At 45.4% G+C, this 15989-nt stretch carries 16 protein-coding genes; 6 read left to right on the forward strand and 10 right to left on the reverse strand.

The window, feature by feature from the left end:
- Nucleotides 1–15: 15 nt before the first annotated feature.
- The 3 genes from ACYVGO_RS09455 to gldB all read right to left on the reverse strand — a co-directional run bounded on the left by ACYVGO_RS09455 (nt 16) and on the right by gldB (nt 3393).
- Nucleotides 16–432 carry a Fur family transcriptional regulator gene (locus ACYVGO_RS09455; protein WP_142776451.1) on the reverse strand — a complete coding sequence of 139 codons (417 nt, stop codon included), beginning with the start codon at nt 430–432 and terminating at the stop codon, nt 16–18.
- A gap of 67 nt (nt 433–499) precedes the next feature.
- A complete protein-coding gene (locus ACYVGO_RS09460; protein ID WP_460969042.1) occupies nt 500–2305 on the reverse strand; it encodes an ABC transporter ATP-binding protein in 1806 nt (601 codons plus the stop codon).
- A gap of 98 nt (nt 2306–2403) precedes the next feature.
- Complete coding sequence (gene gldB / locus ACYVGO_RS09465; RefSeq protein WP_142776453.1) at nt 2404–3393, reverse strand: gliding motility lipoprotein GldB; 990 nt, start codon at nt 3391–3393, stop codon at nt 2404–2406.
- Nucleotides 3394–3432: 39 nt separating this feature from the next.
- On the opposite strand from gldB, the gene ACYVGO_RS09470 reads away from it, so the two are divergent.
- Nucleotides 3433–4335 carry an outer membrane beta-barrel protein gene (locus tag ACYVGO_RS09470; RefSeq protein ID WP_460969043.1) on the forward strand — a complete coding sequence of 301 codons (903 nt, stop codon included), beginning with the start codon at nt 3433–3435 and terminating at the stop codon, nt 4333–4335.
- 33 nt (nt 4336–4368) lie between these two features.
- Here the strand turns inward: ACYVGO_RS09470 and hisF are convergent, their stop codons facing one another.
- From hisF to hisH, 4 genes are all read right to left on the reverse strand, one after another.
- Complete coding sequence (hisF, locus tag ACYVGO_RS09475; protein WP_460969044.1) at nt 4369–5202, reverse strand: imidazole glycerol phosphate synthase subunit HisF; 834 nt, start codon at nt 5200–5202, stop codon at nt 4369–4371.
- Nucleotides 5202–5624: a GNAT family N-acetyltransferase gene (locus tag ACYVGO_RS09480; protein WP_460969045.1), complete on the reverse strand. Its 423-nt coding sequence runs from the start codon at nt 5622–5624 to the stop codon at nt 5202–5204. The genes hisF and ACYVGO_RS09480 overlap by 1 nt, the downstream gene beginning before the upstream one ends.
- The gene (gene hisA / locus ACYVGO_RS09485; protein WP_460969046.1) at nt 5624–6343 is read right to left on the reverse strand and encodes a 1-(5-phosphoribosyl)-5-[(5-phosphoribosylamino)methylideneamino]imidazole-4-carboxamide isomerase; all 720 of its coding nucleotides are present in this window, start codon (nt 6341–6343) and stop codon (nt 5624–5626) included. Before hisA ends, ACYVGO_RS09480 begins: the two co-directional genes overlap by 1 nt.
- Before the next feature lie 89 nt (nt 6344–6432).
- The gene (gene hisH, locus ACYVGO_RS09490; RefSeq protein ID WP_460969047.1) at nt 6433–7023 is read right to left on the reverse strand and encodes an imidazole glycerol phosphate synthase subunit HisH; all 591 of its coding nucleotides are present in this window, start codon (nt 7021–7023) and stop codon (nt 6433–6435) included.
- A gap of 29 nt (nt 7024–7052) precedes the next feature.
- Between hisH and ACYVGO_RS09495 the strand changes: the two genes are divergently transcribed.
- On the forward strand, nt 7053–7268 hold the full coding sequence (locus tag ACYVGO_RS09495; protein ID WP_460969048.1) for a hypothetical protein: 216 nt from the start codon (nt 7053–7055) through the stop codon (nt 7266–7268).
- Between the two features lie 110 nt (nt 7269–7378).
- Here ACYVGO_RS09495 and ACYVGO_RS09500 read toward each other — a convergent pair whose 3' ends face one another.
- Nucleotides 7379–8290 carry a DUF72 domain-containing protein gene (locus ACYVGO_RS09500; protein ID WP_142776460.1) on the reverse strand — a complete coding sequence of 304 codons (912 nt, stop codon included), beginning with the start codon at nt 8288–8290 and terminating at the stop codon, nt 7379–7381.
- A gap of 166 nt (nt 8291–8456) precedes the next feature.
- On the opposite strand from ACYVGO_RS09500, the gene ACYVGO_RS09505 reads away from it, so the two are divergent.
- Both ACYVGO_RS09505 and ACYVGO_RS09510 read left to right on the forward strand, forming a co-directional pair.
- Complete coding sequence (locus ACYVGO_RS09505; protein WP_460969049.1) at nt 8457–11132, forward strand: valine--tRNA ligase; 2676 nt, start codon at nt 8457–8459, stop codon at nt 11130–11132.
- Between the two features lie 148 nt (nt 11133–11280).
- Nucleotides 11281–11799, forward strand: coding sequence for a D-glycero-alpha-D-manno-heptose-1,7-bisphosphate 7-phosphatase (locus ACYVGO_RS09510; protein ID WP_460969050.1), 519 nt, complete (start codon nt 11281–11283; stop codon nt 11797–11799).
- Nucleotides 11800–11889: 90 nt separating this feature from the next.
- Here the strand turns inward: ACYVGO_RS09510 and ACYVGO_RS09515 are convergent, their stop codons facing one another.
- Together ACYVGO_RS09515 and ACYVGO_RS09520 are read right to left on the reverse strand one after the other, a co-directional pair.
- Entirely contained in the window at nt 11890–12015 is a 126-nt protein-coding gene (locus ACYVGO_RS09515; protein WP_256366021.1) for a hypothetical protein, read from the reverse strand.
- Between the two features lie 86 nt (nt 12016–12101).
- Nucleotides 12102–13583 carry a type III PLP-dependent enzyme domain-containing protein gene (locus ACYVGO_RS09520; protein ID WP_142776941.1) on the reverse strand — a complete coding sequence of 494 codons (1482 nt, stop codon included), beginning with the start codon at nt 13581–13583 and terminating at the stop codon, nt 12102–12104.
- Nucleotides 13584–13890: 307 nt separating this feature from the next.
- On the opposite strand from ACYVGO_RS09520, the gene ACYVGO_RS09525 reads away from it, so the two are divergent.
- Entirely contained in the window at nt 13891–15261 is a 1371-nt protein-coding gene (locus ACYVGO_RS09525) for a UDP-N-acetylmuramate--L-alanine ligase (protein ID WP_460969051.1), read from the forward strand.
- Nucleotides 15262–15311: 50 nt separating this feature from the next.
- Nucleotides 15312–15866: an LOG family protein gene (locus ACYVGO_RS09530; protein ID WP_460969052.1), complete on the forward strand. Its 555-nt coding sequence runs from the start codon at nt 15312–15314 to the stop codon at nt 15864–15866.
- Nucleotides 15867–15989: the final 123 nt, after the last annotated feature.

Below are 15989 nucleotides of genomic sequence, written 5' to 3' on the forward strand. Positions count from 1 at the left end.
CGCGGCCGGGCCACGTTATTTATTACAATCCAGGCAAACGCCTTGAATTAATAAGTTCATTTCTTTTCGATTATAGCCTTCAGGAAGGGCAACCGAAGGAATGCTAACCTGATCCAGGCAAGTGGTTTGACCGCAGGCTTCACATTTAAAATGAACATGGTCGTGATGATGATGACCATCGGCGCAGCGCTCGCGACAGAGAGCATATTTAGTACCACCTTCATCATCGAGAACTTTGTGCAAAAGTCCCTTATCTAAAAACGTCCGTAGCGTCCGATAAATCGTGACACGGTCGTGGTCTGGACTTAAGCCATTTTCCACATCGTGGTGCGCCAGTGCATGACCAGCGTTCAGAAACAAATCAAGTACTTCCTCCCGGCCATTTGTATGGCGGAGCTTAAAGTCTTTCAGGGTTTTTTCGGCCAATGTCATGGTTTATTAATTAATAATGTAAAATGAATAATAACTAGTTGCTGCATTATCCATTTTACATTAATTATTATTCTGTTATCTCAAACTGCAATTTAACCAGGTTTGCATAGATGCCGTCTTCCTGCGTAGCTAGTTCGTCGTGAGTACCCGACTCCGCAATTTGGCCTTCGCGCATCACGTAAATCCTGTCTACTTTCCGAATCGTTGCCAGTCGGTGGGCAATAATGATGGTCGTTCGGTTTTGCATCAGCACATCTAACGCTTCCTGTACCAACCGTTCAGATTCGGCATCGAGCGAACTCGTAGCTTCATCCAGAATCAAAATGGCTGGGTCTTTCAAGATAGCCCGGGCAATAGCAATCCGTTGTCGCTGACCTCCTGACAATTTAACGCCCCGTTCACCAACAATCGTTTGCAATCCTTCGGGAAATGAATCGATAAATTGAAGTGCATTCGCCTTCCGTGCTGCTTCCCGAACCTCTGTTTCTGTAGCGCCGGGTTTACCGTATTGAATATTTTCCAGAATCGTACCGCCAAACAACATCACCTCCTGGGGTACCACGGCAATATTTTTCCGTAACTCTGTTATATTGAAACCTGTTAAATCGCGACCATCAACAGTAATTTTACCACTGCTAATTTGATAATAGCGCATTAACAACTGAACAATGGTGGACTTCCCGGCTCCACTCTGCCCAACCAGGGCAATTTTCCGCCCAGCAGCAACATCAAAGGAGATTCCTTTCAAAACGGGTATTTCAGGGCGAGACGGATAGGAAAACCGAACATCTTCGAACTGGACTTGCCCATGAACTGGTACAAACAAGGGAGTTTCCTGACTAGCGTCGACCTCTGATGGCTCTTCCAGAATTTCCAGCACCCGCTCCGATGAGCCAATCGTTCGCTGTAACTGAGCGTATAAATCACCCATGCCAGCTACAGAGCCACCAATAAATGTTGTGTAGACAATGAATGTCAGCAAATCAGCAAACGGCATTTCGCCCGATAAAACCAGTGAGCCACCAAACCATACTACACCAATAATGCCACCAAACAGGGCAAAAATCACGAAGGATACAAATATTCCCCGGAATCGTGCCGCCCGCAGCGCTGTACCAACAACCCGTTGCAAAGCAGTTCCATAGCGATTGATTTCGAGCCGTTCGTTGGTAAATGCTTTTACCACGTTTACCGACTGAAGTGTTTCCTCAACAATAACATTGGCCTGAGCCAGCAAATCCTGTGCTTGTTTCGACAGTTTGCGGATAAACCGACCAAAGACCATTGCCGCAACAATGATGACCGGGAAGGTGGCCAGCATAAACAGGGTCAGCTTCCAGGACACGTATAAAATAATGGCCGTACCAATCGTCAGTGTACCTACTTGCCGAAACAATTCAGCCACCGTTAGCGTCAGAACGTCCTGCAACTGCGAAATATCTGCCGAAATACGGCTGGTTAATTCACCTACGCGTCGTTGTTCAAAAAATCGAATTGGTAACGTAATAATCTTACTGTAAGTCGCCTGACGCACATCGGCCATGGCTCGCTCGCTTACCTGCGAGAAGAAGTAAATTCGGAAGAATGAGAAAACGGCCTGCGCTATCAGTACGCCCACAAAAAACAGTGTTACCTGATTGAGCGTAAACGCCGACTTTCCCTGAATAACGCTGGTAATCTGACCAATCAGCAATCCGAAACTCATCGTTGTACCCGTCGATAAGATCAGAAACACAAACCCGATGATGTATTGAAACCGATAGGGTTTCACAAACTGGAATATGCTCAGGGCTTTTTTAAAGCCTTCCTTACTAAATTTCTTTTTATCCTCTTCGCTGGCTTCTTCGCCAAAACCTCGTCCCCGTTTTGCCATTATAAATATGGTTTTCTGTTTACGGTTTTTAGTTTACGGTGGCTGACGCAGGAGATTATATAACGCGTCAGCCACCGTAAACTAAAAACTGTAAACAATTATTCTTTTTGTCCTTTATAACCCGATTGTTCAAAAATTTGCCGGGTATCGGCGTTATGCATCAAATCCGCGATACTGACGCTATTATGCTCGTCGTGATAGCGACCCACAATCCGCCAACCGATCCAACGACCAATTGCACCAGGGCAAGCCTGACCAATTTCGGCGGTAAAAGGCCGTTCGTTCAAATATCGCTGTTTTATTGCCGGGTTTGTTTGATATAGTAATTGATTATCAATAAAATGCCCCCAAACAACATCCTGTGCATTAAACGTTTGGCTTAGTTGTTTGTCTGAGTAACCGATAACAAGGCTGTCGGCAATGGGTTCACCCCCTACATCAGGCAGCATCGTTTTCGTAAATATGTATCCTTTGCCATAGTACACCATATCGGCCAGCATCGTTTGGTCGGCCCGGTTCGTGGCATTGTATTTGTCAGAGATCGCGAAAACAATAGCGGGAACAATGTACTCTTTCGCGTAGCGACGCAGAATGTATTGTGGATACTCGGGGCCCTGTGGGCGATATTTCGCTTTCGGGCCAGCAAAGTAGTCGAGGCCAATAACGATTAGACTATCGGTAACAACCAGATCCGGCCCAAGAAAACCCGTGATAACAGTCACGACTCTGGGCGAATGGAAATCCGGAAAGTCTTTTTTTATGTTTGTAAACGCCTGGGCCAATTGACTGCGAATATCGGCCATATCGCCAAATTCGCTCTGAACCTGGGCATTGAGTTCGTTGAGAGCCGGGTTATTGACCCGGTTGGTCAATTCATGGACGAGCGCTGTATCATTTCCGGCCCCATTCGCGTTAAAGTACAATTGAGCGACAGCCGGATTTTGATTCAGCAATGACTTAATCTTGTCGGGCGACTTATCAGAAAAAAGTTGCTGGTCGAACCGGATAAGCGTAACATCTTCGTTTTTAGTACACGAAGCCAATAAAAGTAAGCAAAAAAGCCCCGCAAGGGCTGTCTGTATTCGCATGAAAATCACGAGTTTTCAATATAGAAAACGTGCAAAATTATGAAAAAAGTTGCAGGGTTAGGTTTGATTTTGTTCATCCTAACGATTAGCTATAGTTGGGCTCAATCAACATCTCCCGCATTATATCAAATGCGCACCAAAGAATCGAGCATTACAGAAAAGCGATTCCGCAAGATCTTGGGCGATAATTATGATGGTCAGGATCAAAACCGCAAGGATTATGACGATGATCGTAAACGCCGACGTCGTAAGCAAAGTCAAACAACCGACAACTCATCTGAAAATAATGGCTACGGGTCTGGTCCTGATTATGCCTGGCCTACGCACCTCATTGAAATGAGCATTCGATTTGCGCCTTCGCTCAACCTTAACACCGCCGAAGGAACGGGGACTTATGCCGGTTTTCGAACCAACAGTACTGGTGTTCGGATGAGCGTTGGACCATCATTAGATTATTTTTTCTTCAAGAATCGATACGCCTTCGGTACTGGGCTTTGGTATACTATCAAACGATCGGGATTTCAAATGCCGGGTACATTTGGTTCAAGCCAGTGGAATCCTGGTGCACCGGAGAAAGAATCTGTTTATAACCTACAGTATCTACAAATTCCGGCCACAGTAAAATTATTTGCCAATAACATTGCTCCCAATGTGCGGCTTTATGTGCAAACAGGCGGATTGTTGAGCCTTAAACTGGCGGAACGAGCCTTAGACGAGCCCCGGAATGGTCTTTATACTGCCGAGAGCGGGGGCAGCCGTCGGCAATATGGTTATGGGGATATTGAGTTGCTGCTTGGAACGGGCGTACAATATAAGATCAATCAGAATAATGCCTTCAATTTGGGAATGAGTTATCAGCGTGGTTTGATAAACGTAGCACGTGGAAATGAATTGGTTTCTAAAAACCGGGTTGTTGCGTTGGAATTAGGATTTAAGTTTTAGCTGTCTTGAACAGCTTCCAGCTGTTCAAGACAATCAATCCGTTATCCTCATCTCGATTCCCTTCTCACGCAGGTACCCTTTCAGTGCAGGAATCTCGATTTCTTTGAAGTGGAAAATGCTGGCTGCCAGCCCTGCATCCGCTTTTCCAGCGGTGAATACATCTACAAAATGATCCATCGTGCCAGCTCCCCCCGATGCAATTACCGGAATATTAGCTGCTCCTGAAATCTGTGCAGTTAGTTCAATTGCAAAGCCTGCCTTCGTACCATCGGTATCCATTGACGTTAGCAGAATTTCACCGGCACCCCGGTCTTCTACTTCCTTTGCCCAGGCAATAGTGCGTAGCTCCGTTGGTCTACGTCCACCATGTGTGTGAACAATGTGAGCGTAGGGCAGGGAGCGCGGGGCGCGGGGCACGGTTTGGGCCATATCATTATCCCTGCTCTCCGCTCCTTGCTCCACGCTAATCCATCGCGTATCAATGGCCACTACGATACATTGGCTCCCAAACTCCAATGCTAGTTCGTTTATCAAATTTGGATTTCGTACGGCTGACGAATTAATCGAAATTTTATCGGCACCGGCGTTGAGCAAAGCAGAAACATCAGCGATAGACGATATACCGCCCCCAACCGTAAACGGAATGTTAATGGTGTGTGCTACATTTCGAACGAGTTCGATGAGGGTTTTCCGCTCATCGACGGTGGCTGTGATGTCGAGAAATACCAGTTCATCAGCCCCGTTTTCGGCATAAACAGCGGCAAGGGCAACCGGATCGCCAGCGTCACGTAAATTGACAAAATTGGTGCCTTTAACGGTGCGACCGTCTTTTATGTCGAGGCAGGGGATTATTCGTTTTGTAAGCATTAGTAAGCAGTAAAGGCTTTAATGGCCATTGTATTTTCTGGACTATCAATCGGCGTAAAACCGAATTGGGTATACAAGCCATGTGCATCCCGCGTAACCAGCATGATTCGACGCAAACCCTGCAGCTGAGGATAAGCCATAATGAACGCTATGAGTTGTTTCGATAAACCTCTGCCTCGGTGTTCGGGTAAAACAAACACATCGGCCAGATAACCGAAGGTCGCTTGGTCAGTCACTACGCGCGCAAAACCAACTTGACTTTCACCTTGATAAACCCCAAAGCAAAGCGAGTTCTCAATTGACTGCTGAACAATTTCGAGCGGGATATTTAGGCACCAGTAGGCTTCCTGACTCAAGTAGCGGTGAATTACCTCCAGGTTGAGTTTAGTTTTATCGGTGCTGATAGTGTATTTCTGATCCATTACCCATTAAATTGCTGTAATTCCTTCAACGTCACACGTCCTTCATAAATCGCCTTTCCAACGATAACACCGAAAACATCCATGTCGGCCAGCATTTCAATGTCGGACATGTTACTGACGCCCCCGCTGGCAATGACATTCAGATCGGGGAATTGATCCTGCATGTTACGGTATAAATCAAACGATGGCCCTTCAAGCAGACCATCCTTCGCGACGTCGGTACTGATTACGTATTGTATACCTTTCTCTGTCCACTTTTCCAGGAAGTCATAAATCCAGACTTCTGTGCCTTCTTCCCAACCGCTCACTGCGATTTTCTCATTCTTGGCGTCGGCACCCAGAATAATCTTATCAGGTCCATACTGAGAAAGCCATCGCTCTAGCACGTCGGGGTTCTTTACGGCAATACTCCCGCCTGTAACCTGTTTGGCGCCACATTCGAACACCATGCGCAAGTCATCATCGGACTGAACTCCTCCACCAAAATCAACCTGTAGTGTGGTTTGGGAAGCAATTAACTCCAGTACCTTCCAGTTGATAACGCGCTTCTCTTTGGCACCGTCGAGGTCAACCAGATGAAGACGCGTCAGACCAGCATCTTCAAATTGCTTGGCTACTTCCAGCGGCCGGGCGTTATACTCTTTCTTCTGATGGTAGTCGCCCTGGGTGAGTCTGACGGCTTTACCTTCAATAATGTCAATAGCGGGTATGATATGCATAGGTAGGGGAAACGCAAAGGCGCAAAGATTTCGCAAAGATCGCAATGGTATTTCTTTGCGTACTTAGCGCATCTTTTGCGTCTTTGCGTTTAAGAAAGTTTCAAAAAATTCTCCAGAATCCGTTGACCAACGTTCCCGCTAATTTCGGCGTGGAACTGGGCTGCGTAAAAATTGTCACGCTGTAGCATGGCGCTAAACGGTCGAACATACTCACAAACAGCAGTGGTTTCGGGGCAAACGTCAGCAGCATAGCTATGTACGAAGTACATGTAGGCACTCTCGGGTAAGCCCTCAGTCAAAGGTCCTCTCAATGAATGGATATTATTCCAGCCTGTATGCGGTACTTTAAACTCTGGCTGAGCAGGAAACCGCCGAACGTCGATATCAAAAATACCCATGCAGGTCGTGTTGTTCTCTTCCGAATAGCGACACATAAGCTGCATACCCACACATGTACCTAATACAGGCTGTTTCAGGGAAGGGATTAATTTATCCATACCGCGCTCCCGCAGGTAGGCCATAGCTGTACTGGCTTCGCCCACTCCAGGGAAGATAACTTTATCGGCCGAACGGATTTCGGCTTCATCGTCGGTCAATAGGTAACTGGCTCCCAGTCGTTCCAGTGCATACATTACCGACTGCACATTGCCCGCGTTGTATTTAATTATGACAGTTTTCATAAAGCTTAATGGATAATGTACAATGCATAATGAAGAATGTTGCCGCCGGCATTATCCATTTTTCATTAAACCGCACGGGCGGCCCCGATCACTCATTAAAAAAGCCCGGTTCCTTAGCAGAACCGGGCTTTGTATATTGTGGTAATCAGGATTATCTCTCCGAATTCACAAACACGAGCATCTTGTTCTGCTGCGCTACCGCTCAGAATGATGATGCCAATGGTTTGTGGTTGCTAAAATCATAAGGCAAAGGTAAAGGCTTGCGGTTGTAAATCAAACAGGATTTTTGCCGAAGCCGTGCCACAGTATATCATATGGCATCAGAAACCGTGGCACGGCTTCGGCAAAAATCCTGTCAAAACAAACTCCCCTGAACGACTTTAGGCTGCAAAACTGGCTCGCGGAGGTTTAGACCACAGTGCTTATTCAATTCCCGAATCCAATACAAAATCAGCTCTGGAGCGGTATCGTTATCACCACCGCCATGAATAAATAAGTAAGCCGACTGAAGCCCTTTTTCGAACCAGGTTTTAAGTCGCTGAATCCACGCATCGGTGCGGGTGTAATCGGTGGGATGGCCTTCATTAGCAATGAACCGCAGTGTTAGCACGGGGCTACTCAATCCCATATGCAACACATCACGCCGACCTGCCACATCCGTAATAACTACATGCCGACGTAATAAATAAAGTCGTTCTAGTGTCTGCTGCCAGACCGCTGCCTTACAAAACCAATCTGGATGCCGAAACTCAACTGCTACATCCAATTCGTCGGGCAAACGTTTAAGATAGTTCTCCAGAACAGGCCATTTGTCTGGTCCAAAGGTTGGTGGCAGTTGTAAAAATGTCATACCCAGAAATTCCTCCAGATTCAACACGGCATTGATGAATTCTTCTGTTAGTCCTTCCGTAGCAATCAATTGTCGCTCGTGGCTAATAATCTGCGGAAACTTTGGACAGTAGGTAAACCCAGACGACGCTTCAACTTTCCATCGCTCAATCATTCCTGCTGTAGGAATCTGATAATGAGTCAAGTTTAGCTCGATGGTATTAAACTGTCGGGTATAATAATGCAGGAAATCGCGCTCTTTCGCATTTGACGGATACACCTTGCCAACATAGTCTTTATTGGCCCAGATTGGTCCACCAATAGATACCATAGGTCTGTGGCTCGGCTCAACAGCGGCCCAGATTCGCGCGTTGAACGACGAACCAGGTGGTAGCGAAAAATTTACGGCATCGGGGTTCTGTATTTTTCCGAATTCCATAACCTATGTTGGTGAAGTATACCGATAAAACTAGCAAAGACCCGCTTTCGTTTTTTCGCCCTATCCAATTTAACTAATTTTGTCTTTTATCCATAACTCCCTCAGTCGGTTTTTACTGGATGGAATTCGTTTCAAGCAGCAAACCGACGAAGGGTATTCATAGATTATGATTTCAAAGACATATGCCCCCCAGGAGATTGAAGAAAAATGGTATCAATATTGGCTTGATAACCAATTTTTCAAGTCTACACCCCCAACGGATGTTGCCGACGAACGAGAGCCCTACACAGTCGTCATCCCCCCCCCGAACGTAACGGGTGTGTTGCACATGGGCCATATGCTCAACAATACCATTCAGGACGTGCTGGTTCGTAAGGCCCGTATGGAGGGCAAAAACGCATGTTGGGTACCGGGTACCGACCACGCCAGCATTGCTACCGAAGCGAAAGTGGTAGCTATGCTGAAAGAAAGAGGCATAAACAAAACCGATTTGACCCGTGACGAATTCCTGGAATATGCCTGGGAGTGGACACATAAGTATGGTGGCATCATTCTTCAGCAACTTCGCAAGCTCGGTGCTTCCTGCGATTGGGATCGCACCCGCTTCACGATGGAGCCCGCTCTCCACGATTCGGTTATCGACGTATTTGTTGATTTGTATAACAAAGGCCAGATTTATCGGGGCGTTCGGATGGTGAACTGGGATCCACAGGGCCGCACTGCCGTTTCTGATGAAGAGGTTATCACGAAAGAAATTCAGCAAAAGCTGGTTTACATCCAGTACGAGATCGCCGGAAGCGCAGGGAAAGACTACATCACGATTGCTACCGTTCGGCCAGAAACCATTATGGCCGATGCAGCTATCGCGGTCAACCCGAACGACGAGCGCTACAAACACCTACACGGCAAAAAAGCTATTATTCCGCTCATCAATCGCGAAATTCCCATTATTACAGACGAATATGTAACGATGGATTTCGGAACGGGTGGCCTGAAAGTTACACCTGCCCACGATCCGAATGACTACGCGCTGGGTATCAAGCACAACTTACCTGTTCTGGATACGCTTAATGATGACGGGACCCTGAATGAAAAAGCGCAGATTCTGGTCGGGATAGACCGGTTTGCAGCTCGGAAGGCTATTATTAAGCTGCTGGAAGAATCGGGCAATCTGGTAAAAACAGAGGATTATAAATCGAATGTTGGCACATCGGAGCGAACGGGAGCCGTTATTGAGCCGAAGCTGTCGTTGCAGTGGTTCCTGAAAATGGACGAGCTATCGAAGCCAGCGCTCAAGAACGTGATGAACGATACGATTCAACTCGTTCCGCCCAAGTTTAAAAACATGTATCGATCCTGGATGGAAAACGTCCATGACTGGTGTATCAGTCGACAACTATGGTGGGGACAGCGAATTCCGGCATTTTACATGCAGGATGGAACGGTCATCGTGGCTAAGAACAAGCACGAGGCTCTGGAAAAAGTACAGCATGAAAAGCTACTTTTTGCCATGACCGAAGCTGACCTGACACAGGACGAAGACGTATTGGATACCTGGTTCTCTTCCTGGCTTTGGCCTATATCGGTATTCGATGGATTGAAAGACCCAAACAATCCTGACATCAACTATTACTACCCGACGAATGATCTGGTTACGGCACCCGAAATTCTATTTTTCTGGGTTGCCCGGATGATCATTGCCGGCTATGAGTATCGGGGCGAAGCGCCGTTCAAAAACGTTTACCTGACGGGTATTGTCCGCGATAAGCTAGGCCGCAAGATGTCGAAATCGTTAGGCAACTCGCCTGACCCACTCGACCTGATTGAGAAGTACGGTGCCGATGGTGTTCGGACAGGGATGCTATTCAGTTCGGCAGCTGGTAACGATCTGATGTTCGACGAAAAGTTGGTTGAACAGGGGCGTAACTTCAGCAACAAAGTCTGGAATGCGTTCCGGTTAGTAAAGGGTTGGACGGTTAACGAATCGATTGACGGCAAAACCAATCAATTGGCCATTAGTTGGTTTGAATCGAAACTGAACGCAACACTGACCCAGATCGAAGACGATTTCAGCAAGTTCCGTATTTCGGATGCTTTACAGGCCGTTTACAAGCTTATCTGGGACGATTTCTGCTCGCAGTACCTCGAACTAATCAAACCTGCTTTCGATGCCGCTACTGGCACACCACAGCCCATAGATAGTGTTACGTATGAGGCCACGATCAATTTCTTTGAGCGATTGATGGGTCTAGCCCATCCATTCATGCCGTTCATTACAGAAGAAATCTGGCAGGACATTCGTGATCGAAAAGAAGGCGACAGTATTTGTATTGCTCCGTTCCCAAAAGCGGGAATGGTTGACGACCAAATTTTAACTGATTTCGAGACGTTGTTTGAGGTTATCTCTAACATTCGAAACATCCGCAATGCAAAGCAGATTTCGCCCAAAACCGAACTCCCGCTGGCAATCAAAACAGCTACACCCCAGCGTTTCGAGACACTGGAACCGCTGATTCAAAAAATGGCCAATGTATCAGACATCAGCTATCTTGGCGAGAATATTGAAAATGAGTCTTCGTTAGGTGTTTCGTTTTTAATTAAGAGCGATGAGTTTTTCATCAATCTGGCAGGGGAGATCGACGTTGAACAGGAAATTGCCAGTACCCGAAAGGAGTTAGAGTACAATATCGGCTTCCGTGATTCGGTAGTAAAAAAACTCTCGAACGAGAAGTTCGTGGCTAATGCGAAACCAGAAATTATTGACCGTGAACGACAGAAGCTTGCCGATGCAGAATCTAAGATTCAGGCATTGGAACAGCGTTTAAGAGATTTAGGAGCTTAACTAATCATTTGTTCTTGACACTCTTTAACCACTGATACTGACAGAGTTTTGTCTTTGTCAGAACTATTTAACAATAATTTATTAAGGCAATAATACAATTATTTGGCCAAATAATTGTATTATTGCCTTCTACCATTTCTCATCATCAATGAACAAGTGCATCTTTCTGGACCGCGACGGTGTTTTAAATGAAGATCGTACGGACTATGTCTACCGTGTTGAGGACTTTATCATTCCCGATGGAGTGCCAGAAGCACTGCGTTTATTGAAAAATGCCGGTTATCTACTGATCGTTATAACCAACCAGGCAGGTATTGCCAAGGGGCTGTATACGCGAGATGATGTAATGACCTGCTATAATTATTTACAAGATAGGTGTGGTAAGCTTATTGACGATATCTATTACTGCCCACACCACCCTAAATACGATACTGAGTCTCTTACGCGCAAGCCAGGTTCGTTATTGCTCGAAAAAGCAATGGCGAAATACAATATTGAACCCAATGGCTCATGGATGATTGGCGATGCACTGCGTGATATGCAGGCAGGAAAACGTGTTGGCGTTCGGACGGTTCGTATTGCCCACGAACCTCAGCTTTCTGCTGACTGCGATGGATGCGCTACCAGCCTGTTAGAAGCTTCCCGATTTGTCTTGGAATATGCCTAATTAACCCAATAAATTAGCTTTTAAGCAAAATAGAAATGTCCCAATTCTTCGCGAAGAATTGGGACATTTCTATAAGTAATAAACCGTTCTCTACACCCGTGCCTGCGTTGAAGCTGGCTTCTGCGTACTGCCATAAGCTGGGCAGTTTGCCTTGCGGGAACAAGACCCAAGCGAAAGGGTTGCCAGTACAGTCCCCAAAATCAGTAGCTTTTTCATGAAGTTGTTAGTCCGTTTGCTCGTTAACCTTCAGATTACTAAACGAAAATAGTGCCAAAAACAGTACGGTACGTACTTAGTAATGACTAATTTTCCTCCTTCACAAGTTCAGCTTCTTCCTCACGCTCTTCAGCAGCTTCTGTAGCTTCCAATTCAGTCATACCCGGCTCGGCACCACCATAACCCAGAATCTTCAACATAACCTCGCTATTTTGCTCAGGAGCGAACAAACGGGTACGGAGGTTACCTTCTTCATCCTTATCTACAATAACGTGCTGTGGGGCCGGAATCAGGCAATGTTGAATGCCACCATACCCACCCAACGATTCCTGATAGGCTCCGGTATGGAACAGACCAATATATTGATCTTCGGTGTCCTGATCGAAAATTGGTAGGTACAAGTCAGCACTGTGCGCTTCAGTATTATAAAAATCGTGCGAATCGCAAGTTAGACCGCCCAGGTTCACCTTCTGGTAAGGATTATCCCAGTTATTCACCGACAGCATAATATACTTCTGCCCTAATCCCCAGGAATCGGGAAGCTGAGTAATGAACGAGCCGTCAATCATGTACCACAGTTCCTTGTCGTTCTGAAGCTTCTGATCAATTACTTTATAAATAACCGCTCCGCTTTCACCGACTGTGTAGGAACCAAACTCGGTAAAGATATGGGGGACAGGCACATTGCTTTTATTACAGATCCACTGAATACTTTCCACGATCTGATCAATCATGGCCTGATAATCATACGTGAACTGAAATGATGTTTGAATCGGCATTCCCCCGCCAATATCAATCGAATCCAGATCCGGGCAAATTTTCCTCAATTCACAGTACTTGTACATAAACCGGCTCAACTCACTCCAGTAATACGCACTGTCTTTAATCCCCGTGTTGATGAAGAAGTGCAGCATTTTGAGCTTAAACTTCTCATTTGACTGGATTTTGCTCCGATAAAGCTCATTCACATCGCTATACCGAACGCCAAGGCGTGACGTATAAAAGGCAAAATTAGGCTCTTCATCTGTAGCTATTCGAATACCGAAATTAACTGTATCAGCTGTTATATTTTCATAAGCCTCAATCTCTTTGAGGTTATCGAGCACCGGAATACAGTTCGTGAATCCATCGTTGATAAGTTCACTAATGTACTGCGTATACAAAGGCCGCTTATAGCCATTGCAAACAATATACGTACTCTTAGAAACCTTGCCCATCTTGACCAACTCCCGAATAATGGGGATGTCATAGGCAGACGATGTTTCGAGGTGAATATTATTTTTCAGTGCTTCTTCGAGCACAAATCGAAAATGGGATGACTTCGTACAGTAGCAGTACGTATAGTTGCCCTTGTAATTGTACCGCTTCATTGCATTTTTGAACAGCAGTTTTGCATGTTCGATATGCTCCGTAATTTTCGGTAAATACGTAAGTTTCAAGGGTGTACCGTACTCCTTGACAATGTCCATCAATGGGACATTATTGAACATCAGTTCGTTGTTCTCAACGTTGAATTCCCGCGTCGGAAATTCAAACGTCTGGTCAATCAGATCATAGTATGTCTTCATCCCTACGTTCGACGCATAAAATGTGTAGCCCGGCAATCCGATGGTCCGGAACTCCGGTTTTTCGCTGTTGCGATTGTGATGTAGAAAAACAGGCGCGAATTTGGCCCCTAAAATTGGTAGTCCGGCATTCGGGCTTTCCAAGTGAAGCCTATTCGCAAGCTAGTCAACGAAAAAGAATACGGTTTGATTCGGAAATGGCAGAAATTTAATAGTACCAAAACACAGAGAAGCAACCCACTGTTTAAGTTAGACAGGCAAACCGAAAAGAAGCTGTACTTTTGCTTCTCTACACTGACTGATTTATCGAATGCCCCAGTCTATTCATTTTATTTCTATCGGCGGCAGTGCTATGCATAATCTGGCATTAGCACTCCAGCAACAAGGTCATAATATTACTGGCTCCGACGAGACTATTTACGAGCCTTCACGAACTCGGCTACAACAGCATAACCTGCTGCCTGCCGAAATGGGTTGGTTTCCCGGTAAAATCGATACCAATTTAGATGCGGTTATTGTTGGTATGCACGCCCGTAAGGATAATCCAGAACTGGCAAAAGCGCTTGAATTAGGCTTGCCTGTTTATTCATATCCTGAATTTATTTACCAGCAAAGCCAGCAGAAACAACGCGTAGTCATAGCTGGGAGTCATGGCAAAACGACCATAGCGGCCATGATTTTACATGCACTTAAATTCCACAACCGTGTTTTTGATTATTGGATTGGAGACCCAGTCGAGGATTTTGACACAACTGTTCGCTTATCATTAACAGCACCTCTTATTATTATTGAGGGTGATGAATATGCATCATCACCTATCGATTCTCGCCCAAAATTCCTGCATTACAAGCCACATATCGCCCTCATAAGCGGTATTGCCTGGGACCATATCAATTTGTATCCAACCTGGGATGAGTATGTCGATCAATTTGAGTCACTAGCCGAAGCCATGCCCAAAGCGGGTATTCTGATTTTTGATGAGTCAGACGATATGCTTGATGTCATTGGTCAGAAAGAGCGTGCTGATATTACCAAAGTGCCTTATTTTCCACATCCGAGCGAAATTGTTAATGGCCAGACTTACCTTATTACAAAGCAGGGTAAACACATACCAATCCATCTGTTTGGCCAGCACAATTTAAAAAATATCGCAGGGGCTATAACCGTTTGTGATCGTATTGGGATTACAGAAGATCAGTTTTATGAAGCAATTCCAACTTTTAAAGGTGTAAGCGGTCGGCTGGAAAAAATTGCGGAAACCCCGAAACGAATCGTCTACCGCGACTTTGCTCACTCACCTGCCAAAGTCGAAGCTGCGACGGATGCGGTTAAACAACAATTCCCGGACAAAAAGTTGGTAGCTGTCGTTGAACTCCATACGTTTAGTAGCCTAAATAAATTGTTTTTGGATCAGTATAGAGACACAATGAATGCGGCTGATGAAGCTATTGTATTTATTGATACGCAAACACAAGCAAACAATCATCTTAGCCCTATCACTGCTGATGACATTCAAACGGCCTTCGATCGATCAAATCTACACGTCATTACAGATGCTGGTACTTTGAAGGCTTATCTGACGAAGCAACATGACGAAGCGCAAGTCTTTTTATTGATGAGTTCCGGAACATTCGGGGGCTTAGACTTAAATACTGTAACTAAAAATTTAGCCCAACTTTAACGGTAGTTCATTATCATTTATTAACAGGCAGATTTTATCCTGTCAATTTTATGCAGAGCCTTGTTGTTTACTGTGCATCTAGTCTGGGCACAAATCCTATTTATAACGAAATAGCTGTTGAACTCGGCGAAAAAATGGCCGCTCGTAACATCCGCCTTATTTACGGTGGAGGAGGGTTTGGACTAATGGGAAATGTTGCTAACGCCGTTTTACAACAGGGAGGAGAAGTAACAGGCGTAATTCCTGACTTCCTTGCTGATCTTGAAGTAGCTCATACAACGCTTACTGAACTACATTTTGTTGAAACCATGCATGAGCGAAAGTTCAAGATGGTGCAATTATCTAAGGGCGTAATCACCTTACCCGGAGGCTATGGTACACTTGACGAACTATTTGAAATTCTGGCTTGGCGACAACTCAAACTTTATGATGGGCCAGTGGCTATAATTAATGTGAACGGTTATTATGATCTTATGCTTCAACAGCTCGACCGTATGGTTGCAGATGGGTTTCTGAAAGCTGAAAACCGTGGACTTTTGATTGTAGCCTCATCAGTTGATGAGGTTTTAGAACTAATAAATGAGTTTTGGGAATCACATATCTAGAACTCACAAAATTTAGTTGAACGCAAAAAAGCCGTCTTTCTCACGAAAAACGGCTTTTTACTTAATTTCATTCAGGTGGCACCTTCCTACTCTCCCGCTTGTGACAGCAGTACCATCGGCAGT

Source organism: Spirosoma migulaei, assembly GCF_054776855.1.